Origin of the sequence: Methylocapsa sp. S129, from assembly GCF_009765995.1 — a bacterium.
In the GTDB taxonomy this organism is placed as follows: Bacteria; Pseudomonadota; Alphaproteobacteria; order Rhizobiales; family Beijerinckiaceae; genus Roseiarcus.
Genome location: NZ_LMUI01000029.1, coordinates 114,314 through 139,920, shown reverse-complemented (window position 1 = coordinate 139,920; position 25,607 = coordinate 114,314). Strand labels below are relative to the sequence as shown.

General features: G+C 61.1%; 24 protein-coding genes and 1 pseudogene. 15 read left to right on the top strand and 10 right to left on the bottom strand.

Annotated elements, in window-relative coordinates; all coding sequences use genetic code 11:
- Positions 1-90, bottom strand: a pseudogene (locus GSQ90_RS32880) (IS6 family transposase); the annotation flags it as partial.
- Here GSQ90_RS32880 and GSQ90_RS17375 point away from each other — a divergent pair.
- A complete protein-coding gene (locus GSQ90_RS17375) occupies positions 84-1,109 on the top strand; it encodes a D-cysteine desulfhydrase family protein (RefSeq protein WP_210254918.1) in 1,026 nt (341 codons plus the stop codon). The pseudogene GSQ90_RS32880 and the gene GSQ90_RS17375 overlap by 7 nt on opposite strands.
- Before the next feature lie 172 nt (positions 1,110-1,281).
- Here GSQ90_RS17375 and GSQ90_RS17370 read toward each other — a convergent pair whose 3' ends face one another.
- Positions 1,282-2,499 (bottom strand): IS701 family transposase, encoded by a 1,218-nt coding sequence (locus tag GSQ90_RS17370; protein WP_158816115.1) that lies wholly within the window; start codon positions 2,497-2,499, stop codon positions 1,282-1,284.
- A 945-nt stretch (positions 2,500-3,444) separates the two neighbouring features.
- Here GSQ90_RS17370 and GSQ90_RS17365 point away from each other — a divergent pair.
- Positions 3,445-3,696, top strand: a complete 252-nt coding sequence (locus GSQ90_RS17365; protein ID WP_158816114.1) for a hypothetical protein — start codon at positions 3,445-3,447, stop codon at positions 3,694-3,696.
- A 27-nt stretch (positions 3,697-3,723) separates the two neighbouring features.
- Here GSQ90_RS17365 and GSQ90_RS17360 read toward each other — a convergent pair whose 3' ends face one another.
- From GSQ90_RS17360 to GSQ90_RS17330, 7 genes are read right to left on the bottom strand one after another with little or no spacing between them, the layout of a single operon-like run.
- The gene (locus tag GSQ90_RS17360; protein WP_158816113.1) at positions 3,724-4,308 is read right to left on the bottom strand and encodes a hypothetical protein; all 585 of its coding nucleotides are present in this window, start codon (positions 4,306-4,308) and stop codon (positions 3,724-3,726) included.
- Positions 4,308-4,874: a thermonuclease family protein gene (locus GSQ90_RS17355; RefSeq protein WP_158816112.1), complete on the bottom strand. Its 567-nt coding sequence runs from the start codon at positions 4,872-4,874 to the stop codon at positions 4,308-4,310. Before GSQ90_RS17355 ends, GSQ90_RS17360 begins: the two co-directional genes overlap by 1 nt.
- Before the next feature lie 13 nt (positions 4,875-4,887).
- Entirely contained in the window at positions 4,888-5,610 is a 723-nt protein-coding gene (locus tag GSQ90_RS17350; protein ID WP_158816111.1) for a hypothetical protein, read from the bottom strand.
- Between the two features lie 29 nt (positions 5,611-5,639).
- Positions 5,640-6,239 carry a hypothetical protein gene (locus GSQ90_RS17345; protein ID WP_158816110.1) on the bottom strand — a complete coding sequence of 200 codons (600 nt, stop codon included), beginning with the start codon at positions 6,237-6,239 and terminating at the stop codon, positions 5,640-5,642.
- A gap of 20 nt (positions 6,240-6,259) precedes the next feature.
- Positions 6,260-6,850 carry a hypothetical protein gene (locus tag GSQ90_RS17340; protein ID WP_158816109.1) on the bottom strand — a complete coding sequence of 197 codons (591 nt, stop codon included), beginning with the start codon at positions 6,848-6,850 and terminating at the stop codon, positions 6,260-6,262.
- Positions 6,847-7,230 carry a hypothetical protein gene (locus GSQ90_RS17335; RefSeq protein WP_158816108.1) on the bottom strand — a complete coding sequence of 128 codons (384 nt, stop codon included), beginning with the start codon at positions 7,228-7,230 and terminating at the stop codon, positions 6,847-6,849. The genes GSQ90_RS17340 and GSQ90_RS17335 overlap by 4 nt, the downstream gene beginning before the upstream one ends.
- Before the next feature lie 43 nt (positions 7,231-7,273).
- A complete protein-coding gene (locus GSQ90_RS17330; RefSeq protein WP_158816107.1) occupies positions 7,274-7,855 on the bottom strand; it encodes a hypothetical protein in 582 nt (193 codons plus the stop codon).
- A gap of 77 nt (positions 7,856-7,932) precedes the next feature.
- Here GSQ90_RS17330 and GSQ90_RS17325 point away from each other — a divergent pair, with 77 nt between their 5' ends.
- From GSQ90_RS17325 to GSQ90_RS17265, 13 genes are all read left to right on the top strand, one after another.
- Positions 7,933-8,724: a lytic transglycosylase domain-containing protein gene (locus GSQ90_RS17325; protein WP_158816106.1), complete on the top strand. Its 792-nt coding sequence runs from the start codon at positions 7,933-7,935 to the stop codon at positions 8,722-8,724.
- A 3-nt stretch (positions 8,725-8,727) separates the two neighbouring features.
- A complete protein-coding gene (locus GSQ90_RS17320) occupies positions 8,728-9,048 on the top strand; it encodes a TrbC/VirB2 family protein (protein WP_158816105.1) in 321 nt (106 codons plus the stop codon).
- A gap of 4 nt (positions 9,049-9,052) precedes the next feature.
- Entirely contained in the window at positions 9,053-9,346 is a 294-nt protein-coding gene (locus tag GSQ90_RS17315; RefSeq protein WP_158816104.1) for a type IV secretion system protein VirB3, read from the top strand.
- 25 nt (positions 9,347-9,371) lie between these two features.
- Positions 9,372-11,771, top strand: a complete 2,400-nt coding sequence (locus GSQ90_RS17310) for a VirB4 family type IV secretion/conjugal transfer ATPase (protein WP_158816103.1) — start codon at positions 9,372-9,374, stop codon at positions 11,769-11,771.
- 2 nt (positions 11,772-11,773) lie between these two features.
- The gene (locus GSQ90_RS17305; protein ID WP_158816102.1) at positions 11,774-12,652 is read left to right on the top strand and encodes a hypothetical protein; all 879 of its coding nucleotides are present in this window, start codon (positions 11,774-11,776) and stop codon (positions 12,650-12,652) included.
- Positions 12,653-12,670: 18 nt separating this feature from the next.
- Positions 12,671-13,411 (top strand): type IV secretion system protein, encoded by a 741-nt coding sequence (locus tag GSQ90_RS17300; RefSeq protein ID WP_158816101.1) that lies wholly within the window; start codon positions 12,671-12,673, stop codon positions 13,409-13,411.
- 189 nt (positions 13,412-13,600) lie between these two features.
- Positions 13,601-14,674, top strand: a complete 1,074-nt coding sequence (locus GSQ90_RS17295) for a type IV secretion system protein (RefSeq protein WP_158816100.1) — start codon at positions 13,601-13,603, stop codon at positions 14,672-14,674.
- Positions 14,675-14,686: 12 nt separating this feature from the next.
- On the top strand, positions 14,687-15,400 hold the full coding sequence (locus tag GSQ90_RS17290; protein ID WP_158816099.1) for a virB8 family protein: 714 nt from the start codon (positions 14,687-14,689) through the stop codon (positions 15,398-15,400).
- An 8-nt stretch (positions 15,401-15,408) separates the two neighbouring features.
- Positions 15,409-16,233, top strand: coding sequence for a P-type conjugative transfer protein VirB9 (gene virB9 / locus GSQ90_RS17285; RefSeq protein WP_246731652.1), 825 nt, complete (start codon positions 15,409-15,411; stop codon positions 16,231-16,233).
- Positions 16,220-17,539: a type IV secretion system protein VirB10 gene (virB10, locus tag GSQ90_RS17280; protein WP_158816097.1), complete on the top strand. Its 1,320-nt coding sequence runs from the start codon at positions 16,220-16,222 to the stop codon at positions 17,537-17,539. Before virB9 ends, virB10 begins: the two co-directional genes overlap by 14 nt.
- On the top strand, positions 17,427-18,494 hold the full coding sequence (gene virB11, locus GSQ90_RS17275) for a P-type DNA transfer ATPase VirB11 (RefSeq protein ID WP_158816096.1): 1,068 nt from the start codon (positions 17,427-17,429) through the stop codon (positions 18,492-18,494). The genes virB10 and virB11 overlap by 113 nt, the downstream gene beginning before the upstream one ends.
- Complete coding sequence (locus GSQ90_RS17270; RefSeq protein WP_158816095.1) at positions 18,491-21,100, top strand: type IV secretory system conjugative DNA transfer family protein; 2,610 nt, start codon at positions 18,491-18,493, stop codon at positions 21,098-21,100. The genes virB11 and GSQ90_RS17270 overlap by 4 nt, the downstream gene beginning before the upstream one ends.
- 230 nt (positions 21,101-21,330) lie before the next feature.
- Positions 21,331-24,036, top strand: a complete 2,706-nt coding sequence (locus GSQ90_RS17265; protein ID WP_158816094.1) for a hypothetical protein — start codon at positions 21,331-21,333, stop codon at positions 24,034-24,036.
- A 105-nt stretch (positions 24,037-24,141) separates the two neighbouring features.
- Here the strand turns inward: GSQ90_RS17265 and GSQ90_RS17260 are convergent, their stop codons facing one another.
- Positions 24,142-25,254: a hypothetical protein gene (locus tag GSQ90_RS17260; protein ID WP_158816093.1), complete on the bottom strand. Its 1,113-nt coding sequence runs from the start codon at positions 25,252-25,254 to the stop codon at positions 24,142-24,144.
- Between the last annotated feature and the right edge of the window lie 353 nt (positions 25,255-25,607).

Here is a 25,607-nt window from a genome sequence, read left to right as displayed (position 1 = left end):
CGCTCCCGTTTTCTGACTGGCACGTGAAAATTCTCCGCCCGATTGTTCAACCCCTTTGTGGGAGCGGTGTTCGACCTTCGGCATTGCCGCGTCGCGATCTGTTGGAGGGGCCGACCCCCATTCAGCGCCTTCAGCGTGTCGAGGACGCTTTGGGTTCGTCATTGAACGGCGTTCGTATCTATGCCAAGCGCGACGATCTCATGTCGCTGGGCGGCGGCGGCAACAAGCTGCGGAAGCTCGAGTTCCTGCTCGGCGACGCCGCCGCGGCGGGCGCGGACACGATCATCGCCACCGGCGGCCGGCAATCGAACTTCGCTCGCCTGACGGCCGCCGCGGCCGCCAGATTGGGTCTGGCGTGCGAGCTTGTCCTCTCCCGCATGGTGCCGCGTTGCGGGGACGAATATGATCGAAATGGCAACGTTCTTCTCGATGATCTTTTCGGCGCTCGCATCCACGATCTGTCCTCCGGAGTCGATTCGACGCGTTTCGCGGAGGAGCGAGCCGGGGAACTGCGTCTGGTCGGCCACATCGCCTATCGGGCCACGCTCGGCGGGTCCTCTCCGGTTTGGAGCGTGGGCTACGCGGCCTGCGCGCTCGAAATACAGGCGCAGTCCAATAGTCTCGATATCGACTTCGCCGCGGTCGTGGTCCCGAATGGAAGTTCAGGAACACAGGCGGGCCTGGTCGCGGGCTATCGGGCGCTCGGGCTTGATGCGACGCGGGTGAGATCTCACACGGTGCTTGCACCCGCTGCCAGCGCCATTGCCGCGACGGTCGAAAAGGCCAATGCTGTGCTGACACTCCTGGGCTTTGGGGCGTCTGTGGGCTTGGATGACGTCAAGGTCTCGGGGAGCCAGTTGGGCGCCGGCTATGGCGTTTCGACGCCGGCGATGGTCAAGGCGGTCCGGCTGATGGCGAGCCAGGAGGGCTTGCTGCTTGACCCCGTCTACGGCGGGAAAGCGTTCGCAGGCTTGCTGGCGGACATCTCGGTCGGACGATATGCGGCCGGCGACAACATCCTCTTCATCATGACCGGCGGGAGCCCTGGCCTCTACGCCTATGCGAGCGATTTCCTCGGCGCGGACGACACAAAGGCCTTGAACCCATAAATCTGCCGGGCGGTTAAGCATTACAGTTGCAAATTCTGTTTGATGTGAGCTTTTCGAGCGATGGCTTGATGTGCGCGTCGCCAAACGGACCATGCAATGACGTGAGCGGGGTTGATCCGTCTTTGCGCAAGGCGGATGGCGATGCGGCGGATTTCCTGGACCGACCAGCGGATCAATAGCGATGAGGCTTTGCGGTCTTTGACGTCGTGTTTCGGCGGTTCGTTTTTGGGGGCGGCGTGGCATTCGCATGATGACGGATTGCGGCCATCATGGCGAAGGCGAGCATGACGAGCGAGACGTGGCGATGCCAGCCGTGCCAGGAGCGCGTTTCATTGTGGTCGAGCCCGAGTTCGTTCTTGGTCGTCTCGAAACCATCCTCGATCGCCCAGCGATGTCCCTCGACCTTGACCAAAGCTTCGATACTGGTTCCGATCGGACACCAAGTGGAGAAGAAGGCTATGTCGCCGTCGGCGATGTTGCGGCGGATCAGCAGACCCCGCGTCCATAGACCGGTTCGTTGGTCGTCATATTCGGCCGCGTCGAGATCAGCCAGTTCGCAATAAGCCCAGTCGTGCAGTCTTGCGCCTTTGGTTCCCTCGCCAGCCGATAAGCATTTCCATGACGAAGGATCAAGCGCGTGCGCGATTTCTGACGCCATCCCGGCGATCGGCGGTCGTTTGCCCCATGATCGAAACAGGTGGTTGCCCGGCACGCCAAGAACATAGCCTTTGCCGGCGCGCCGTAGCGCCTTTTCGATCTCGCCAACACCGTAGACGGTGTCGGCCGCAACCCAGGCGAATGGCGCGTTTGCCGCGATCGCCCGGGCGATCATCGCAAGAGCAAGGCGGGGCTTGGTCGCAAAGCGGGCGCCCGCCGGCACATGGGTCGCCGCCATCCGCGCCGGATCGTCCGTCCAGGCCTTGGGCAGATAGAGCGCCCGGTCGATGAAGGCATGGCCATGGCGCGACACATAGGCGGCGAACACGCCGATCTGGCAGTTCGTGATCTTGCCGGCCGAGCCTGTGTATTGGCCCCCCACGCCGCAGGACGCCTTGCTCTGCTTCAGAAAGCCCGTCTCATCAAGAACCAACACAGCGTCCGGATCGGCCAGGGTCTCCAGCGCATAGTCGCGCACAATGTCGCGCAACCCATCGGCATCCCATCGTCCTCGGCCCAGGATCGCCTGCTGGCGCCAGGGGCCCGGATCGCCCGCCGCTTCCGCTCGCATCCAGCCGGTCTTGCGCTGCTCGCCGCCAACAAGTCCATCAAGGAACAACCCGGCTGACGCCGCCACACGCTCCTGCGTGAACAAAGGCCGCATCCGATCCTTCACGTCTCGCAGCGACGACGCCCAAAGCTCAAGCGTCGCTTCGATCGATGCGCCTATCATCCATGATCTTTGAATCCATGGTGACCCATGGATTCAGACATCGAGAAACTATGCAACTGTAATGCTGGGAGACACTATTGCGGTATCGGTGCAACAAAGCCGCAAAGTGTCGTCATAGGTTACGTTGACCGCCTGCAATGCGACGAGCGCTAAATTGCCAGGCCGCTATTGGCAAATGATGAACAAATTTGAACATCGATGGTTCAAATCGACCGCTTCGAATATGCGCCCCGATGTGCTTATGGTTGGGAAGAATTCAGTTGGAATCAGGAGCGCCAGCATGAGCCGCCCAAACGGCGATGACGAGGATAGTGTGAACGATGCCGTATGCTGTAACGTCGCCAGGCACTGCGTAAAAAATTCACTCGTGACCAAAGATGGGGGGCCGACCGATTGACCGATCATACAGCGAGCGGCCTCGCAGACGCTAAGGCCGAGAAGAGCGCTCGGCAATCGAGCGATTCGTTGTCCCACGTCTTGAGCGTCGCGCATGACGGAACCAGCATGCACGACCTGGGCCGAACCGAGCCGCCGAGATTCGGCATAGCAGCCGTGACCAAAATCGAAACCGGCTCATGGCGGATTCTGGAATGGCTACCCCGCAGTTTCAGCAGCGCGCTCGCAAAACCGTTAGGCTGCGGTAAATTTCGAGCGCGTGCCGAATTGTTTACAAATTGGCTGTGAAACCCTGCGGAAGACGACCTTGCGTTTGGGTTGAACATGCCACGAGCGTTCCAAGTGGATGGACAGTTCAGTTGAGGGCACCCATCCCCGACGCCTTCCGTCGCAAAATGAGGTTCTTGCTTTGCTTTCTAAGTTCGACAACGGCCACGCGCGGTGGACCGCTCGGAGTTTGTCACCTCGAGCAATCGTCGGCTTCGGCTTGTGGCGTTCCGCAGACTGCACGGTCGCTTCCATGCGTGCGCGCGAGGCAAGGAACGCGCCATGAACAAGAAGGCGCTCCTGGCCGCCCTGATAGCCTCGCGCGAAAATCCTGACGCATTGGAGGCGATCGCGCGCGTCGAACTATATCTTGCAGAGTCGCCGGACACGCGCTCGCAAACAGAACTGAATGACTTGATCGACAAGTGGGGTCAAACGCTTGTTGGCATGGACGTCGGGGAGATTGTGGCGCTGAAACGTCAGTTGAAAAGTTTCTCCAGCGATCCCTACAGTGATGTGGCGAACCTGCACTGACCCAATCGCCACGACAGTCTGAGGCAATTAGAACGCAATCTCAGCCCCGGTCGCAGCAACATGCGAATTTTGCAACGCGTCGACAGCGTCCGCAGCGATCGTCAAGATCTTGGCCGTAGGAGCACCTTTGAGACCAGGCGCATGGGTCTTTGCAATGACGCCTCTGGAGGCAAGAACTTTGGCCAGCAAGTCCATTTGCGACTTATGCGAGCCAGAAATATGAGCCAGAGTTGTGGCGGTGGGACGATTGCCGCGCATCGTTTCCGCAGCTACAAGGTGCGCGAAAGCGAGCTGACGAAACCTCGCGCTACCCGTGTCTTCGGGAAAGCGCGATGCAAGAATAGCTTGCGTCAGACCGACAAGATCGATCGACGAAGGAGGGGCTGGTGAGGGCGTTTCCATGACAGGCGCCTTGGTCGCGTCGATAGCCGCGACCGCGAACTCTACCAGATGACCAAGGGTGACGGGAAGACGCTCGCGTTGCCGCTCGGCAATAGCGATCGCTCGTTGATAGGCGGGTTGGCTCAGAAACACTTTGGTCTCGCGCAAGCCCTCTGCGAGAGCGCCTTTGCGCCAACGGGCTCGCCAGGCCGCATTGCCTGCGGCGGCCATTATTTCTGGCCTTTGAGGGCGCCGAAGAGAATCAGATTGGGGTGCGGCATGTCAGGGGCGGCCCACAGTCCCGCCTTGTTATTTCTAGCGACGAGTTCGGCAACCAGATAGGGCATATAGACCGGCTTGGCGTCGTTATTGAAGGCGGCGAATGCGAATCCTTCTGCGATGAGAATCGTCCCCAAGTCAAGCGTCGCCGCGCCAATATGGGCTGAGCAGACCACAAGAATAGCAGGCTGTTGGCCGACTTGCGCGACCTGCGCGCATTGAGGCCTGGCATCTCGAACCAGAGCAGCGAGATAAGCCAGCGACGCTTCGCCGCAGTCGGTCTTCACGCCCGCTTGATTTGTGAAACTCGTCCCCCGAATGCACGACTGGACGCCGTAGAGCCGCATGGTCTGGCCGTTTTGCGTCCAGGTGTCTCCGGTCGAAAAGCTGACGCCGGTTTGAGGGATATCGAATACGGCCGTGGATGGGGCTTGCGCGCGCGGCGGCGGCGCGATTGCGGTCGCGATGATGGTCCCAAGGACAAAAGAAATCAGACGCTTGCGGGTAGCTCGCGCCATTTGGAATCCTGCTTCAGGAAACGACGATGTCGGAAGGGGATGATGCTGGTGGCGTTGGAAAGTCGGTCATGTTGGACGGGGCGCAGTCGCCAGTGCCGTTCTTGCAGGTCGCCGCCGCGGCGTTGATGTTGGCTTGAATATTGCCACCCCAGGAGCAAATGGTCTGGCCGTTGCCGTCGGTCGTCGCCGAACCTTGATTGCGGGGCACGCTATTGATGTTGATGGGATTGGAGCCGCCGCATGGTTGCCCGCTCTGTAGGGCGGCCACATCATTGTTACAGATGGCAGGACCGAACTGGAAGCACGCGGCCATCATGCCGGATGTCACGGGCGTCGACCCAATGGGCTGACCGGACGATTGCGCCGTGGCAAGCGTCTGGTAGCCCGTCGACGAAGTGTTACTGTTACCGACCTGTGCGGCCCAGGTGTCGACCTGTTGCTGCAGAGGCTCCGCCTCGTAGGCGGCGGGCGTCACTCCCGGCGGCAAGTTGCTTCGATTGAGCTGCAGGACGCCGAAGTTATTGCCGTTCGATGCGCACAGATTTCCCGCTGATTCGGACCGACCCGCGCCGCCCCACGTGCATGAGCTGCTCTTCAGGATTGAATTTGCGTTTGGAGACGCTGCGACGGCCGCGGCGATGTCGCCCGCGGAGTAACTGGTTGGCGTGCAGGTCTGAGCCTGCGCCAATTGCATGGAAGCCGCGAGCGCGAGCGCCGCGCGGAACACGAGGCCCACAAGATATCTTCCCGACATGAGGACCCCCGTCAATAGGCGATTTCAATTGGCGCGGCCTTTTCGCTGTCGAGCGTGCCGTTCAGGGTCAAAGCCGTCGTGATTTCGTGGGCCGCCGGGTTGAACACCACCACGGTCTTGTCGCGTTGCGATTTGTTGTCGTATTCGCTTGGCTCCTCGTCGGAAGTTTCTTTGAACGCCGCGACAAATGGGAAATCGCCCTCGGACTTGACGACCTTGACCTGACCGTTCCGGAGCACGGCAACGCGCATCGGACAGTTGTTGAGGTTTTGAGCGGCGACGCCGGAGAAATTCCGGCATTCGGGCGTCGTGAAGAGTGCGGAAATAATGATGGTCTTGTCACCGTCCTTGAAGGTTGCCTGGAAGATAGGGACCGCAACGTCCGGCGTCGGTTTGGCGGTGGGAGGCGATGCCTTTGAGAGCGCGGCGAGCTTGTTTCGCTCGGCCTGCAACCTGTCCTGCCATACGGCCGCCAGGGCTGACGAGGCAGGCCCAGCATCAAGCGAGATCGTTGTCGCCATGAAACGCTGCGTCTGAACGCCGCTTTGCGCAGCCGCGTACAACGGGTGGGCGACAAGTCCGGCGGTGACAAGAGCGCCAAGAACGCGCATGGTCAGTCTCCTCGTGCCTGTTATGGGACGGTTGGGATGAAACGTGAGCATTCGTCGACGACGTCATGATTGACGATCAGGCCCATCTTGATGGTCTTCGAAACGGTGTCGTAAGCTGCGAATGACCCATCTTTGTTGGGGTCCGACGGGGCCGCAGGGTCGATTTCGAGATAGCAGCTTGCGGGCAGTTCTCTTGTGCTGCTGATGGCGCCTTCGAAAATCACCAGCCGCGTCGGGCACATTTTGACCGCGACGAGCGCGCCTCGGTTAAGCCCTGTCGGTTTGCACGCGGTCTCTGTGTCCAGTGTGGTCAGAACGACAGTCCGCTCAGGGCTACGCACGACGACATGGGCATCGCTCGCCGGCGCATTCCGGCCGTCGGCGCGGGCCATACCCTTGGAGTCATAGGCTTGGTTGTTCGCCGCGATGGCGTCCTTCCATATGTCGATATAAGTCAGATTGTCCGGTAGCTCCGACTTGAGATCGGCGTGAGCAATCGGGCGCCATGCTCCCGGGTTTGGCGTCAGTTCCTGCGCCGCCGGCGCGGCGACTAGGCCGAGCGCCGCGACCACACCTAACGGGAGCGTACTGTGGTGAGGCAATCTGCTCATTCCAGACTCTCGGATGCCCGGTCGACAAAACGCTCGTCGGGCGCGCGCCCAGTCGAAACGGCGCGCGCAGAGATCGAAGGGCCCATCGTGAAGCGAAAACCGGTACTGACGACCAACCCAAGCGACGCCTGGTGGGGCCGGTCAGCGGAATGAACCGAACCGAGCACGGAAACCGCGAAGTCGACTACCCCACGCGCGAACGAGAGAAGCTGCCCGAAGATCGGCGCGAGCGCGAAGAGGAGCCAAACCAGCAGCACGATTGAACCAATCCCGAGCACCGCGGCTAAGGGGTTCGACGCACGGCTTCCGCGATCCGATTCCGCGGCTGCTATCTGCTGCATCTGGAGCCTGAGTTCATAGTCCGATTGCTGCAGGTTCATCTCGTCCCACTCCCGATCGTGACGCTCGACATTGACGTCACCCTCAATAGCCGGCGAGGCTGAAGGAGAATGTCGATGTGCCGTTGGCGGTGGTTATGTCGACGTAGTAGGGCGTAGGATTCGCGGGCCTTGGTGTGAGCGCGTAGCACTGTCCGCCGGTCAGCGTTGTCGTGTCCGTGCGCGTGTTTGTGATGGTCTCGACGCCCCCGACATAGGCGCCGTTACATCCGTCGGAGCTTCCCGTCTGTACGGGCGTTGGGGCGCCACACTGCCCACCATCGGCATTTTGGCCGTAGGTCGTCGTCGTATCGCCGCCACCGCGTCCCGAAGCGCTGGCTTGCGTCGCGGCAATGGCGACCGAACCCGCCGGGCAGGCGCTGTAAGGCTGATAGCCAACCGGTGAGGCATCGCCTTGCGCGCAGGTTGGCCAACCGCCTCCTTTGGCGAGCTGAGTGAACAGCTGCTGCATCACAGGCACACAATAGGGAATCCCGCTCCACGAAGGCGCGGTAGCAGCCGCGCACAGCAAGACCTTGCATCCGAAGGAGGCGTCCTGCGCTCGCGCCGGGTGGCTGAGGAGGAACGGCGCGAGGGCGATCAGTGCAAGGCGTGATTTTCGGGTCATGATCAAAATCTTTATATATTGCTATTTGACGTCCTCTCATATCGCGTTATACACGGAATTGCAATCGGAGGGGCGCGATGAACCGAACGGCTGTCATTGCAATCGGAATGATCGAATTGGCCGGGCTGGGCGTGGGACCGCTTTGGGCCGCGCCGATTGAGGGCGCGCCCACGACGGAGTCTGCCGCGCCCGACGCCGAGTCATTGGCGGCAGGATTGGCCCGCCTTGGAGCCGCCATGACGCGCGCCGTGCCTGGCGGCTCCCCGCGATCAAGCGCAGTCGCGCCGTCGGTCGTGGAAACGTCGGCGCCCAAGCTCTGCAAAGATGGCGCAGTGGCGTCTGATGTCGTCCGCAAAATGATTGAGCGCGAGGCGGCCGGACAGAACGTCGACGTCAAGCTCGCGGTGACGATTGCCGCCCAGGAATCCAATTTCGGCGCCTTGGTCAATTCGCCGGCAGCGGCAGCGGCCGGCGCGATGGGCGTCATGCAGCTCACCGCGGAGACCGCCGCTCGCTATGCCGTCATTGACCGCTGCGACGTGCCCGAGAACATACGGGGAGGCGTCTCCTACATCAGGGATCTCAGCGCCCGGTTTGGCGGCAACGTCTTCCTGATTCTCGCCGCGTATAACGCGGGCGAAAAGCGCGTCTATGCCGCCAAGGGCGTGCCGCCCATTTCGGAGACCGTCCGATATGTCTCCGCAGCCGCGAACGCTTATTACGGCTTCGCCAGCGTTCTGAACGCTTCTCATCCTCTCGCCGCCAGCGCTCCGAAAGCGCCCGTCGTCGACCCCTCCGAGGCTCAGGCAGATTCCGTCGGCCAGAAGTGGATCGGCGGGTCCGTTCTTTACGTCGAACAGGAGGAGTGAATCATGGGCTTTGCGCGTTTGAAAAGGTTGGCGCCGGCATTGGTCTTAGGCGCCACGTTCGCATTCATTGGCGTCGAGGCGGCCTATTCGCAGACAGCGTCGTTTCAGCCTTTGAACACCGCCTTTTCATCGGTTCTCTCCTTCATGACCGGGACTTTCGCGACGACCGCGGCAACGATCGCCGTCGTGGCTGCGGGCTTCATGGCGCTGACGTCACGCATTCCGTGGTCATGGTGTTTCTCCATCGTGGTCGGCGTCGCCTTGATCTTTGGCGGCGCCCAGATCGTGCAGTCTCTGTCGTCCGGCATGGGAACCGGGGGCTAGCACGATGGATGACGACGAACGCCCGCACCTCGATCCCCTGGTCGGCGGATTGACCCGTCCGCCCATGATGGCGGGAATCCCCTACGTCCTTTTCGTCGTTGAGTTCTGCATCGTCATTCTTATTTTCATCAATACGAAAAATCTCCTGATGTTCCTGCTGGTCGTTCCCGTCCACGGGATCGCCTATTGGCTGACCGTGCGGGACGCCCGCTTCGTGGACGTCATTCTGACCCGGCTCGGCAAGTGTCCGATGACGCGCAACCGCGGATTTTGGGGTGGCGATTCCTACGCCCCGTGAACATTCCTGACCCGAGGATCGGCCAATGGTTCAGACTGCTGTCGCAACGTCGCTAGGCTTTGGTCAAATCGCCACGCGAGAAAAATCCGTCGCGACTCATGTGCCCTATCTCAGGCATGTCAACGATCAGACGCTGCGCACGAAGGACGGCCTGTTCCTGACTTCGATCAAGCTCGACGGATTCTGCTTCCAGACTGCGGACCAGAGCGAGATCAACCAGCGCCTGTCGACACGCAACACGCTTGTTCGCGCCATGAACGACAGCCGCTTTGCGGTTTACTCGCATATCATCCGGCGCGAGGTGCAGCCTGAGATCGGCGGGACGTTTGAGAATCCGTTCGCCGCGATGATCGACGCCAGATATCGCGAGGGGCTCCGCGACAAGCGGATGTTCGTGAACGACCTCTATTTGACCATCATTCGGCGAGGCTTCCAGGGCAAGATCGGGCTCGCCGAGAACGTGGCGCGAACCTTTAGGAAAGCCGCCGGCGTGCCGGTCGAGGACATGGATCGCGAGGCGCTCCAGGAGCTGGCGGAAACAACAGCCAATCTCGCCAACGACCTTTCCTCCTATGGCGCCCGAGTCTTGAAAGTCGTTTCACGCAACGGCTCAATCTATTCAGAGCCCTGCGAGTTCCTCGGGTCTTTGCTGAATGCCGGCTTGTCCATGCCAATGCTCCTGCCTCGCATGGGTCTGGACAGTTACCTCCCCCGCATGCGCGTAACCTTCGGCCGCAAGTCCATGGAATGGCGTGGAGCGTCCGAGGCGGATACGCGGTTCGGAGCGATCGTCTCGATCCGCGAATATCCCGCCTATAGCGGGCCCGGTATGCTCGATGGCCTGCTCCGCATCCCCGGCGAGTTCATCATCTCCCAGTCCTTCGCGATCCAGGATCGCGCGCCCGTGCTTGCCCAAGTCGCCAAGGTCGAGCGTCAGATTGCGGCTTCCGACGAACGGGGCACCGAGGTCGAACGGGCCATCGCGGTCGCGCGCGACGAATTGGTTACGGGGCGCACGGTTCTCGGTAAGCACCACCTGACCATTCTGGCGATGGGGCGGACCGTTCGCGATATGGAGCGCTGCGTCCAGGACGCGACCAAGGAGCTCCAGAACTTCGGCATCACCACCGTGCGGGAGGACATGAACGCGGAGCCCTGCTTCTGGGCGCAGCTACCGGGAAACTTTTCCTATGTTGCAAGGGCCGCGATGATTTCCTCTCGCAACTTCGTCGGCTTCGCCTCCCTACATAATTTCGCCGTCGGGCGGAAGGACGGCAATCGGTGGGGTCCGGCGATTTCGCTGCTGCAGACGACGAGCCAGACGCCGTATTATTTCAACTTCCATCGCAGGCAGGTCGGCAATTTCACGGTCGTCGGACCAACGGGGTCGGGCAAGACCGTCGCCCTGTCGTTTCTGATGTCCCAAGCTTTACGCGTTACGCCTTCACCACGTTGCGCATTCTTCGACAAGGATCGCGGGGCCGAAGTGTTCATTCGTGCCCTCGGGGGCCGATACGAGGCCCTCGCGCCAGGAGAGCCCACCGGATTCAACCCGCTGCAACTCCCGGGCTCCCCGGAGGACCGAGACTTCCTGCAGAACCTGCTGCGTTTTCTCGTCCGGCCGCGCGATGGCTCCGATCTCGGCCCCGAACAGGAAAAGATCATCGAGGGGGCTATCGAGCAGATATTCCGGATACCCATCCCAGAGCGTCGCTTCGCCGACGTCGAGCACCTCCTGCGCGGACGCGAGCGCGCCGGGCACAGCGATCTCGCATCCAGATTTTCCGTCTGGCTCAATGCACGTGGCTGGCTGTTCAACAACGAAGTCGATCAATGGGATGCCGGCAACGGCATCTTTGGTTTCGATATCACCAAAGTCCTCGACGATGACGACATCCGCACGGCCGCGCTGGGTTATATCTTCCATCGCGTCGAGGGGTTGATGGACGGCTCGCCGATGATGATGTTCATCGACGAAGGCTGGAAAATCCTCAATGATGAAAAGTTTTCCGGTTTCGTCACCGACAAGTTGAAGACGATCCGAAAATTGAATGGGATCGTCGGGTTCGGCACGCAATCGGCCAAGGACATCGTCGCCTCCAAGATGGCGCACACGCTCCTCGAGCAGTCTCCGACCAATCTGTTCTTCCCCAATCCGAAGGCCGATGATCTCAGTTATCGCGAAGGCTTCAAGCTCTCGTCGCGAGAATTGACCTGGCTGCGCGAAACCGCCCCCGAAGCGCGACAGTTTCTGATCAAGCACGACCAGGATTCCGTGATCGCCAAACTCGATCTCGGCTCCATGCCCGACGTCATCAAGGTGCTTTCGGGCAGTCCGGAGAGCGCAGCCCGCTGCGCCGCGCTTCGCGCCCGCTACGGCGATGCGCCGGAGCATTGGCTATCTCACTTCTGCGCGGAGAGCTGAGGATGAGGCAATGTTTGATTACAGCAACACTCCTGCTCGCGCTTGCTGAAACATCACCGGCCCTCGCACAGGTGCCCGTCGCCGATACTGCACGCGAAGCCAAGGAAACCCAGACCGCCGGCTGCATGGCTCGGGCGGCTGTGGCAAAAAGTGCGACTGTGCAGCCGAGCCAAGGCCTCAAGGGAAGCATGGTCGCGCCAAGCCCCGCGGCGCCTTCCGCTGCGGTCGGCGGCACAAATGTCCTGGGCGCCGCGCCCGCCGCCGGAACGACCGGTGCGGGCCTTGGTTCGTTCACTGGCAGCACGGTGAGCGGCATCGACTTTAGCGCATTGACTGGCGCGCCGAGTAGCGCGGCGTCCCCTTCGGTATCGACGCTCGGTCAGTCGTCCGTCGCAACGGTCGGACAGGCCACTAATTCTCTTTCCGGCCTCACCTCGGCATTGCAGTCGAACAACCCTGCCCTGGTCGGCGCCGGCCTGGCGATCGGAACTCTGAGCGCGGCACAGTCCGCGTGGAATCAGAACACCAGCGCACGCATCGGCGGCGCTTCCGTCTGGGGACAGGCCATCCAGATCGGCACGTTGGCGGTGCAACTCAGAAACCTGATGCTGCTGCAACAGACGGCTCGAGCCAGCGGCCAGGCGCAGGTGATGACCTACAACGCGGCGACTGCCGTCCTCGTCAATGGCGCCCCCACGGCGCCAGACAATTCGACGGCAAGCGTTGTTGGCGCCGCGAACTATGCCGCCGTCGCCGCAGCCCTCAGCGCGGCGCAAAAGGCCGCTTCAGCAGCTCCAAGCGTGTCCGTGACGCCTCTTTGGGCAGGCGTCGCCCCGCCTCAGCAGAGTCTGGCAGAGGCGAAGCCTGCGGCTGCGCAATAGGAGCAATAGGAGGAAGCAATGGGAAAGACCATAAACGGCGTCATTTTGGCGATCTGGGTTGCCGTGACCCTCGGATGGGCAGGGGCCGCCTTGGCGCAAGTGCCAGTGATCGACCAGGCGACGTTGAGCCAGGCGACAACCACCGCGTCGAACACCGCCGCCATTATGAACACGAATCAGCAGATCTTGACGCAGACGCAGGCGACCCTGGCGGCCGTCACCGGCGCCCGCACAACCGGCTCCATGATGAGCGCCGCGTTAGGGGGTGGCTTTTCCATGTCGAGCGCCCCGAGTTTGAGCTCGATCCTTGGCGGTGGCCAGATGTCCTGGGGCAACCTTGGCTCCTATGGTCAGGTCGCCGCGACAATCGTCAATGGCCTCAACCTCGTAAAAACCTTGAGCGGCGATGTCTCGGGCGGCACGTTGTCCGGCACGGACGCCGCCTATCAGGGAGCGGTCAATACCGCGGCGGCGCTGGCAGGAGTCGTCGCCGGAGCCCAGACGGCGGCGGCCGCGCGCACGACCGCGCTGCAGGGAAGCGGCGCGCTGATCGGCTCGGCCCCTGATATCAAAGGTTCGATCGAACAGAACTCGCAGATGCAGGTGCAAACCGCGCTGGTGATCAACGAGCTGATCGGCGTGATGAACGGCGCCAACGCCTCGCTTAACGCACAACAGATGCAGGAACTGGCCGGTCAATCGAAGGCGACCCAGATCATGACCTACGACGCCACCAAGGCGACGCTGGTGGGACCATGAAGGTCTTGAGGGCGACCGGGCGGCTCGCGGCGGTCGCGTTGGGGGCCGGCGCAATGCTTATGCTGTCCGCCTGCGCGCACAAGGATCTGACAGCGCCATGCACGGCTCACTCCGGCTGGGGCAGCGCATTCGCCGCCGACGAACCAGGATGCGGGCCGATGCGCCCCATCAATTGAGGAACAGACGGCAATGGGAAGCGACATCTTTGGCGCGATGTTCAGCCAGGTCGATACGCTCGGCACGACCGCTGTGCAATCGATCTACACGTCTCTGGCGACTTCCCTGCAGCCGGTGTTCACGATCGGAATGGCGATTTACGTGGCGTTCTGGGGTTACGAAATGCTGTTCGGCCGCGCGCCGCTGACCGCCGGAGAATTCGTCTGGCGTATCGGCCGTATGATGATCATCTACTGGCTCGCCTTCACCTGGGGCGACTTCTCAGCGCTGATCGTTAGCGTGTTGACGACCATGCCAAACGATATGGGAACGGTCGTTTGCACGGCGGTTGGCGGTCAAAGTTGCAATGCTGCCGGCAACTCGGTCTCGGCGGGTCTGACCAATGTCTGGACCGCGGCCAACACGGTGTCCGGCACGGTTTCGTCGGCCGGTGGCATCACCGGGATCGGTCTGGCGATCCTCAGTTACGTCATCCTGATCATCGCGATCCTGTTCATTGCCTTTGCGGCGTTTCTGATCGTATTCGGCAAGATCGCATTGTTCGTCTTGTTGTCGTTGGCGCCCCTCTTCATCTCAATGGCGCTGTTTCAGATCACGTCGCATCTGTTCAACGGTTGGATGCGCTCCTGCGCGCAATACGCGCTGATCCCCGTCATCGTTTACGCCTTTCTCGGCTTCTTTCTGGTCTTGATCCAGACGACCATCACCAACATCCAGGCGACCACCGTCAATTCGACGACGGCTTTGACCGTGATTTCGCCATTTCTACTGATGTGCCTGATCGGATTCTTCCTGCTCAGCCAGATCCTCAACATTGTTCACGGCATTGCCAGCGGCGGCGCCATGTTGAGGACGTCGGGCGCCTACAGTCTTGCAGCGGCAGGCGGCGCCGGCGCCGCGGCGGGCGCACTTCTTCTGGGAGGCGCTGCGTTTGGCGGAAGCCGATCCCTGACCGGTCGCGCGATCAGCGCATTCCGCGGCGGTTCGGGCCCCGGCTCTCTTTCCGGCGGACCCCCATCGCCATCGGGCGGCCAGCCTGCGAGCGCCGCGCAGGTCGAAGCGGCGCTCAAGGCCGCCAGAAATTAATAAGAGGTCTGAATGAGCGTGCAATCGCCGACGGAAACGCCGGATATCGATAAGAACTACTACGCCGACGGAGTCCGTTGGGAGACGGCCGTCTATCGTTCGATCCTATGGTCGCGCAATATCTGGCGCACAATCTCGGTTCTGTTGGGCTTGGCCTTAATCCTGGCGCTGGCGGCGCTGTATGCGCTTATCCCACTAAAATCCGTGGAGGTCGTGACGCTTCTCGTCGACAAGACGACAGGCTTTGTCGAGGTTGCACGGCCGCTTGAGGCTGGCGGCGAGCTGACACAGCGCGAGTCCGTCACGAGAGCCAATATCGTTCGCTATATCAGAGCGCGAGAAACCTACGACCCCAAGGGTCTACGCGATAATTTCGATATGGCCTCGCTCTATTCCGGCGGTGTCGCCAGCAAAGACCTGCAAGCCGAGTTCGCGGCGTCGAACCCCGACAATCCCATGAAGAAATATGGGCCGGAGACGACGATTTCCGTCTTCGTAAAATCCGTCATCTTCCTCAACGAGCGCACGGCGGCTGTCCGTTTCCAGACGACGCGCAAATCCGAACGCGAGAATGTTTCGACCGATTGGGTCGCCAACGTCCGGTTTCGCTACACGTCCGAGCCGATGCGCAATGATTGGCGCTTTGACAATCCGCTTGGATTCCAGGCCCTCGAATATCGCCGCGACCAGGAAACGATCGGCGCCAAAACGGAGACGCCGCCGTGAGGAGATGGGTGGCAATTCTCCTGGCATGGAGCGTCTTCGCAGGCGCCGCTGAAGCGGAAACGGCGCCTCGTCCGGTCAAGGCGGACGAACGGATTCGCACCGTCGCCTTTCAGAAGGACAATGTCGTGTTCCTGGCCGGGACGATGGGCGTCTCTACCATGATCGTATTCGACGACGAAGAAACAATCGCAACAGTTGCCATGGGGGATTCGCTCTCCTGGCAGGCCGTTCCAGACCAGAGCAAGCATTACCTCTTCATCAAGCCGCTTGAGCGCGATGCCGTCACCAACATGAACGTCGTGACGACCAAGCGCATCTACAATTTCGTGCTGCGGGCGGGACGGCCGGGTGGGCCCGGAGCGGTCTACAAGCTGCGCTTTGTCTATCCCGACAAGGAAGAGGATGCGCGGCTGCTGGCCAAGGCCAAAGAAATGGCGGCGATGCCTAATCTCGCCGCGCTCAAGGAACATCCCGAACTGGCCAATTTTGATTATGGCTTCAAAGGCTCTGTGCTGAACAAGCCTGAGACCGTCTTTGACGATGGGACGAAGACGTATTTTCGGTTTACCGGAGACGTGCCGGGGATATTTCTCGTCATGTCGGACAAGGCCGAAACACTCATCAACTACCGGCGCGAAGGCGAAATCATTGTCGTCGACAAGGTCGCCGCGCAATGGACGCTCCGCAATGGTGATGAAGCGACCTGCGTCTTTAATCTACATGCGCAAAAGGCTCCCCCGCCCGCCAAGGCAATGACGCCGGTCGAGACGGACCCTGACACGATTGCGCAGGCGGATGCGGCGGCAACAGGAGTCTCCAATGCCCGGCGTTGATTTTGAGCATGAAAGCCGGATTGCCGAATCAGTCGTGCGGCCGCGCGGCGGGCGGCCGGGGCGATTGGTTGGCATTCTTTTGACGGGATGCGCCATCGCTGCGTTGGGATACGCCTGGTATGTTTCGACGCTTGGCCCGCGAAATGCTCCCAAAAACAATAATGAGGCCTTCAACACCGCCCGCGCCGGCGTCACGCTCGGTTTCGATGCACCAGAGGCCAAATCGGACAATAGGCTGAAACTGCCGCCTGTGCCGGCGCCGGTTGTCGCCCCGCCAATCGTCGCCCCGCCAGCCCCGCCGCCGATGCCGATCGTGGTCGATGATAGCGAAGCGAGGCGGAAAGCCGAGGAAGAACGGCTTCGGCGTGAGGCGGAGGCGCGCGAGAATGCGCGGTTACGTTCGGCGATGCTGGTCCTCGATGTCGCAAACGGCGCGCCGAGCGGACTTGGCGGAGCGAACGAGAGTGCCGGCCCCGTCAAAGTGCAGGGGCCGGAGGAAGACGCGAATCGGCGCTTTCTCGCCAACGCGCAGGATGTTGAGACAGCCCACGCTCATAAGATCGCCCGCATCGATGCGCTGGTCCCGCAGGGGTCGATGATCCGGGCGACCCTGGAGACGGCGATCCAGTCGGACCTGCCGGGAATGGTCAAGGCGATCACCCGCGAGGATGTCTATTCGTTCGACGGACGGCGCGTTCTGATTCCGAGTGGGACGATGCTGACCGGAGAATATCGCTCCGCCTTGACGCGGGGTCAGACCCGCGTCTTCGTCATCTGGACGCGACTATTGCGCGCCGACGGCATCTCGTTATCGCTTGGGTCCTATGGCACGGATAGCCTCGGCCGATCGGGCCTTCCGGGCGAGGTCGACGAGCATTATTTCGAGCGGTTCGGTTCCTCGATCCTCCTCAGCATTGTCGGCGGCGGCAGCGCCTTCCTCGCCGGGCTGAATTCAGCGGGACAGTCGACGACAGCGGCGGCGGGGACCGGAACCTCCGTCGGACTGCAAGCCCAGACGCAGGCCCAGCAGACCGCGTCCCAGACATTCTCGGACCTCGCCAACCAGGCTCTGAAGGACTCGATCAACATCCCGCCGACTATCTACGTCGATCAGGGAACGCGCATCATCGTCTTCGTAAAGCGCGACCTCGATTTTTCCGAATGGTATCCCGATCCGGTGAAGGAAGCGCTCTATGAACTCCGTCACCCCCATCCCGCGCAACAGTCGGGAAACCTTGTGGGAAGCTCTGCCGACGTTTCTCCGGCTCTCGTGCGAGCCTATCCGTATCTGGCTGCAAAACCCTGACGTCATCGAAATCATGGTCAATCGGCCTGGCGCCGTCTGGGTCGAGGCTTTGGGGCAGTCGGGGCTTGTCTCGTTCTCTGTAGAGGCGCTGACGTCGACTGCAATTCGAAGGATTGCCGAGCAGGTTGCGTCCTTCACCAAGCAATCCGTCAACGAGGAAACGCCGCTTCTCTCCGCGGCGATGCCGAATGGAGAGAGATTCCAGGGTGTGCTGTCGCCCGCCGCCCCTGACGGCGGCGCTTTTTCGATCCGGAAACAAGTCATCTCCGATTTGCGGCTCGAAGACTTCGTCGGGTTTGGCGCCCTAAACGACGTGCGGGCGAGCGGCCCCCGCCTTGTCGACCAGGACGACCTATCCGATCTTGATCTCGAACTTGCGCGATTGATGGGCGACGCGTCGCCGGAGGGGCGGATGACGGCGCTGAAATTCGCCGTTCGCAACGCCATGACCATGGTGATTTCCGGCGGGACCTCGTCCGGCAAGACGACCTTCCTCAACGCCCTTCTCAAGGAGGTGCCGATGGGCGAGCGCGTGATCTCGATCGAGGACACGCGCGAGCTGCGCCCGCCGCAACCCAACCATCTCGCGCTGCTGGCGTCGAAGGGTGATCAGGGATTGGCGCGCGTGACGATCCAGAACCTGCTCGAAGCGAGCTTGCGGCTTCGACCGGATCGACTGCTCCTTGGTGAGATTCGCGGCGCGGAGGCCTATTCGTTTCTGCAGGCGATCAACACCGGGCATCCCGGCTCCTTGACGACCTTGCATGCGGACAGTCCGCGCGGCGCCTTCGAGCGTATCGCGCTCGCGACCTTGCAGGCGGGCCTCGGTCTGACCAAGGCAGAAATCATGGATTACGCGCGATTCGTCGTGCCGATCGTCGTCCAACTGCGCCGCACGCCGACGCGAGGCGTCGCCGAAATCTACTTCAGCAAGTATCAAAGGCCGCCTGGATGATGCGCGCGGCGAAGTTGACGTTGATCATCGTTGGCAGTTGCGCCGTACTTGTCGCGATGCTCACCGGTCTATGGCTCTTATGGTCCTGGAATTATGCCCTCGCCTTCTTCGCGGTGTTCAAACGATGGGACGCCTGGAGCGCTTTTGTCGGAAAACACGATCTCACCTTGCCGGTCGAGCAGGCCGCCGCCAATTGGGGGCATCCGCTGATTCACAAGGCGGTGACGATCGCCAGCACCGCCAGCGCCATTGAGGTCGCGTTGGCCGCCGGCGCGGGATACGCCGTCGTCGTCCAGCCATGGAAGATCAAGCCGCCGAACGACGGCGCGCGCATGGGGACTCTAGCCGACATCAAGAAGGCGGGTCTTCTGGATGGTCAGCCCGGCATGTCGATACTTTTGGGCACATTCGCCGGCAAAGACGTCCGCTATAGCGGCGACAGTCATTTCTTCGTCAACGGCCCCTCCCGTTCCGGCAAGGGCCGCGGCTTCGTGATGACCAATCTTCTGGAATGGCGAGGCTCAGTTATCGTTCTCGACGTGAAGATGGAGAACTGGTTCAAGACCGGCCCAACCCGCGCGCGGATGGGCCAAGAGCTGTTCCTCTTCGCGCCCGGCTCGCCGGAATCGCATTGCTGGAACCCGCTCGACTTCATCCGGCCATGGCCGGCGCGCGCCACCGATCTCGGCACATTGGCGGCGACCCTGTTGCCGACGCCCGAAGGAGCCGACGCCTACTGGATCGAAACGGCCCGCAGCCTCTTCGCCGGAATGGTCGGCTATGTCATGGACAGCCAGATGATGGCGGGCCGGCGAACCCTTCGCTCCGTGCTGCGCATGTTCAGCGTCGGCGAGCCTGGAGAGCCGGGGGAAGCCCTGTTCGGCGTCCTGAAGACGATCCTCCAGAACGAACCCACGCTTCCCTCGTTCATCGCCGACGCGTTCCGCCAGCACCTCGGTCGCGAAATCAAGCAGCGCGGCTCTTTCGAGGCTCATATCACGACCGCGCTCGCGGCGTGGAACAACCGCCTTCTCGCAGATGTGACGAGCCACAGCGATTTCGACATCACGCAATTGCGCAAAAGGCCCTTCTCGATATTCATCGCCGCGCCGGTGTCGGATTTTGGCGTCGTCGAGCCGCTGATCCGTCTGCTGATCCAGCAGATTCATGACGTTCTATTGCGCAAGGAGCCCGGCGAGGACGAGCCGCACAAAGTCCTCTTCATGCTCGACGAGTTCTACCAGTTCAAGCGGTTGCCCGAGATCGTCTACCGTGCGCCGTTGGTCGCCGGGTTCGGTTTCCGAATCGCCATTATCGCGCAGAACTTTCCCCAGATCGACGAGCGCTATGGCAAGACGACAAGGGAAGCTCTGCTTGGCAATATGGACGTGAAGCTGTTCGTTGCGGTCGGCGACGACGTCACGGCCGACTCGGTGTCGCGGGATTTCGGCAAGCACTATGTCGAGCGTTCGGGATGGAACACCGGCAACCGTCCGGGGTTCGGCAATCGCTCAGTCAGCAGTCGCTACGAATCCGTGCCATTGATGCCGGCGGATATGACCAAGCGGCTCGACGACAAGAAGGCCATGCTTCTGGTTCGCGGTCACTACGGCGTCGTCCTCGACAAGTTGAACTTCTACACGGAGAAGCGGTTTCGTGAGGTCGTCGCGGCCAGCGAAGCCTTCAAGAGAATGCTCGTCGTGCCTGTCGTGCCGCTGGCGCGCGAATGGCCGCTATTCAAGCCGAAACCCGCGTCCGGCGATCCGGATTCGGCTTGGTCCGATCACCGGCCTGAATCCGACCTCAGTCCAACGGCGTCGCTGACCGGAGCGTCAGGCAGCGAAGGTGCCGGCGCCGATCAGGACGGGGCGTCGGAAGACGCTTTCGCTGAGATCTCGGCGGATCGCTCTAGAATCGCACGCAACGCTGCGCTTGCCTATGAGGACGGCTGGCGACTTCGCACAGTGGTGGACGAAGCCATGCGTGCCGAGGCCGACGACCAGACGGCGACCATCGCCTTCAATCTGCGCACGAACCCGGAAATCTACGGCGTGCTCAGAGGATCGCGGGGGCTGTTCGGATGGGATCGCCATCGCCGCAAGGCGCTATCCGCAGTCGCCGAAGTGCGACGCGACGTCTTGGCGATGCGTCATGCGATCAGGGAACGTAAGACGCGTTCGGCTCTCCAGAGACGAGGAGCTGCGGCCCAGCTCATCGCGGCCGGAAATGCGGTTCTCGCGTCGATGGGGGACGCGCCCGCAACCGACGGCGACGCCGACCGACCTTCGGTGGCCGCATCGGAGGGACCCGACCACCACAGAGCGGCAATTCAAATGGACCAGCAAGAATCATCCATCGTCGTTGAGATCGTCGCTTCCGCCGAGATGACGCTTGCCTCCGCAGCGAAGGCGGCCGACTCGATGGCCAAGAAGGCCGCACTGACGCGGATTGGCGAAGCCTTTGCGAAGGCGCGCGCCTCCCTTTCCGATGAGGATCGCCGGGAGAATACGCTGAGCGGTCCTGGCCGTGCCAAGCGCCCGAGGGCACGAAACCGGAATCGATCGCTTCCTCCGGTTCACGGGCTCCAGCCGGAAGAGCGCCTTTGATTCCCGGAATCGCGACTGGTCGTCATTGGTCTCCCTGAGGGAGACTGCTACTCTGCACCTCGAGACGCGCAGAATTCTGGCAGGTTGCCCGAGCGCAGATTATTTCGATCGCGGTGTTCGCCGGAACGTGGTTTTGGCATAGCAAACGAGTAGTTGCTCTGTAGTTGAATAATCTCTCCAGGGCTCTGCCACGCAGGTTAAGGACAAAGGTGGCACAAGATCAAAGAGCTTTGCAGACAGCGATAGAAGCCGGGCTCCGTCGTCTTTCTGCCGTGGACCTCCAGAAACTGGCCGAACAACTCGCGCTCGTTCTAAGACCCGACATTTTCAACGCCTCCACTCTCGTCGTTCGCGGACGAAACATCGAGGACCAGACCACAAAGGGTTGGCCCGATGCGTACGCCGAGGCGCCCAACGGCCGAATTTATGCCATCGAGGCTACGCGACAGAAATCAAGCTGGGCCAGCCACATTGCAGAAGACTATGAAAAAGGCTGCGGCGCTGTCGGGCGCAAGCTTGCAGGCTATTTCTTTGTCGGCGGCTACCCGGACCACTCGGTAACGGATGAGGAACTCTCTTCCTGGAAAACGAAATTCCAAGCGCTTGGGATTGAAGCTCGAGACATTGCCATCTTAGTCGGGATTCACCTCGTCACAGCCTTGCTGCGCGCCGAATGCGCGCGGATTCGAGAAACCATTCTCCACATAAGCGCGCCTACCCGCTTTCGGCTTTTGCGGCCAGGGGCTGCGCAACTAGCTCACAACGCTTGGCAGCCTACACTCGAGGATTTCGAGAACAATCGCGTCTTTGCGCCGGCGATTATGCTCGACATGATACGAGCTCTTGAGCTCGACGGTGTTGCTCTCGTCCGCGGTCACGGCGCTGCCGGCAAGACAACGCTGATCGAACTCCTCGCGATTCACCCTCAGATTGTGCCCTTCCCACTATTCTACGCAGATATCATCGCGGCTGAGGAGAATTCCGATCTCTTTCGGAGCGACGTGATCAACGAATTTGCAGCGCTGGCGGGTCCGGGAGTCATTTTCGCACTCGACAACATCCACCTCGCGGAGGGTCTCGTTGAGGAACTGTTCATAGAATGGCGGGCAACCAGCAGAAGCATGAGCTCGCGACTCGTCCTTTTGGGGCGCGAGCGGCGATCAAACATCGGCACCTCAGTGAGTGGAATCCTACCTCTTATGCTGCGAGCGCGTGGGCCCGAGCTTCGCGGAGTCGTGCGTCGATTGCTGGAGCGCGCTGGGCGCGCTGTGCCACCGATTTCCGAGTCGCAGGCCGACGAGTGGCTCGCAACCTTTGGTGGTCCTCCAGATGAACCATACACAAGTGCTGACCTAATCGCGTTTAGCGCTGCTGTGGCAAATCGACTGACGCCCCTCGCTGCAGGGGACCTGACCCTGCGAGAGACTGACGCTGTGGAAGGAGTACGCGCGCGCTATCTGAATGTGTTGGCCGATCATTGCGAAAGAGCAAACCTCCTAAGGATTGCCGCCACCGAGATTGTCGAGGTGCCCTGTCCCGACGCATGTCTACCTCACCCTGAAAAGGGCTTTCCCGTATGCAACCTGGAAGGCTTGGTCCTGAGTGATTGGATCGGGATGGAGCGCCGAAAGCAGCACAGGCTCGCTCACCCGGCACTTGGCGCTTTGTTGACTACGGCGGCCGGAATGCGGGACCGAGGCGAAGGAGAGCGGCTAACCGCCGGATCTCAGAGCGCCGCGCTAGGACTTCGGCTTGCTTCTCAGGCTCCGACCAAATCTGAACGGACCAAACTGGAGCGATTGGTGGCGGAATTGGGGATCGACGGCTCGTGGATCGTCTCATGTTATTCGCTTCAGGATATTGTGACCGTTGCGCGCTGGCTTGTCGCGACGAGAACCTTACCATCGCAGCAAGTCGATGACGCGCTCGCTGAAAGTCCTTATTTCGAACAACTTCTCACGGACGCGCGAAGCGCGGATAGTTGGCTGCCCCTGCTCAATACGGTGCACAACCGAGGTCTGACCCGCGTCACGGCCCAGACGGTGCGGCTGGCCGAAGCTCCGAAACACGTGCGAATGCTTGTTTCAATGATTGGCGCGACGCGATGCCATACTGCAACTTCCTTCTTGAAGGCGCATCCCGCGGGTAGTGCAATACTCGCAGCGATCGACGCCGACGCTTGGAATACAACACAGTCGCGATTCGCACCCATTGCATGGGCAACCCAGACCGTCGGAGCGATCCGCTATTTTGAACGTCACGGTCGCCCAGAGCTGGCGCGAGGTCCGGCGGATGCGATAGTTCTGCGAGCCGATGCCCGTCAATGGATTCACGCCGATATGGCGCATCTCTCGCATATCCTGCGAACTTGCGGCATCGGTGCCGAGGAGGAGCGGGCCGTCGCGATTCGTCTCATGATGCAGCAGCTATCGCTTTCGTCATGGCTTGCCCGAGCAATAGCTGAAACACATGTGGGCGATCTCTCCGGCGCTCTTCTTTCGTTGAGCAATCATTTGACGGATGAACTTCTCCAACTTCTCCCAAGCCTAGACATAGCCTCTCGCGTGCAGAGACAACTTCTTTCTGCCCCGATGGACGAGGCATCCGAGCCAACGGTTCGGGCGATTGCGCTATTTGGGTCCGCGGCGGAGATCCTGCCCAGCCTGGACGCGCCCACGAATTTGCGCTGGCCGACGTCGGAGACGCTCGAACGGCTCGTCGCAAGCCGCGTCAGAAAAGATATGGCGGGGCAACTCGGCACACATGAAATCCAGCTCTGGCTTGGTTTGATGCGCGTGGCACTGCACCGCGGCGACAGCGTGCAAGTGTCCGCCGATCAACGTGCCCGCGTCAAGCGCCTGCTTCGCGGCACATCGGCCCCTACAGCTCGTGCAGCCTCAACGCGCGAGCGCCTCTTACGCTGGCTGGACGCTTGACACTGCGCATTAGTGCCAGGTGAGAGAGCAAGCGCGAACGGCTCCGACAACTCTCCTGCACGAAGCGTCTTCGGCGATCGAAGACATTTCAAGGGACGGAAGCCGCTACGGCGGGAATGTCTCGATCAACGATGCCTCGATGTCCCTAGCCCGCGCACGTACCGCAGTGTCAGGCACGGTCGAGTCGAAGTTCTCAGTTATTGAAAAGAAAGGGAGGAACGGCTCGGAGAACGTAGTGACGACTTGACCGTCGTCAAGATCGTCCTCAGCGCCTGCGCCAAGCCACTCAGGGGGCAACGGGTGCAGCGCGTTAGGATTGCGAATGAGGACTGTACCTTCGCGCCATGTCTCTTGACCTTCGTCGGGGTCCCCAACCTCCATCAGGAACGGTGCGGGTATTGTCGCATTGGGATCATGGCGGTGACAGGTCCCCCACCTGAGCATTCGTAACCCTGGACTTCGAAAGGCTCCTTGCTGCCCCATGCGGTTAAATTTGGCGTGCGTACCCGTGTTGGAGAAGAGGACGGCCGATATGTTTTCCGTGTCGGGTTGGGCGAAGAAGCCGGAGGGTATTCTCTTGAGGCCCAACCGATGCTCGACCACTGGCTCGTTCGTGATGACAAGATTGCCCGCCGCATCGTGGAACCACTTGCCGTCGAGTCCAAACAAGTACGTCGCGAGCGGAGACGACGAAATAGCAAGTGAGCCAGCACCGTGGAAACTTTGGATCGCAAGGACGAGAGGCTGGCCTGCGACGTGCGGTAACTCCCAGTACCTCCTCCGAAGCTTCGTGTAGAGCGGACTACCGAAGCGAATGACGGTCTCGTTACGCAGATATTCCTGCTGCTGGTCGGTATCCCTTAGCTCCGGGAAAATGCGATATGGCTGGATCACCCCTGTCGGCGGCTGCCCGACTGTCACGGCTTCGACCCACGCTCGGATGCCGTCTCGAGCCAGCCCAAAATCCGGGCGCGCGTGCGATCGGTCTACAACGTGTCCACTCTCTCTAAACATCGCGTAGAGAAACATCTCGAAGGTCCGCGCGTCAAAACCGAAGGTCTGAAACTGCTCAACAAAATTGCCATCTGGGTCTACGAAGTCTTCGCAAATTCTCGCCATCATGCCACGGGCTGGCGCCGACATATGTGAATCTCGCAAGCTCACGAAGTTCGGGTGAAGAGTTGTTTCAGGGCGGAGCGGCGTAAAAAGGTCGAGCATATGAAATCCGCCTGTTAGGGGTCTTGAACGACTTCGCCGCTTCGCATTGGACCTCGGAAGGAATCACCGGACATCGAAGACCCGCGTGTTGAATGGCAACGCGCGGCTACATATTGGCACGACCATTCCACGCTCCGCGAGTCCATGCCAACGAAGCGAGGCTAAGGAGCTTTGCGAAGTCGGCCGATCTCGGTCAAGATACGGCCGATGTTATCGGTGGGAGAGCCAGCATTGCCAGTGGGCCAAACACGTGCACCATCGATCCGGCGTTGTCATGGTTCTCTCAACAACCTTTGCGAATTCGCAACCGGTTTGGGCACCGGCAATGGCTCGGCCGCCTGCAAGTTTCGCTT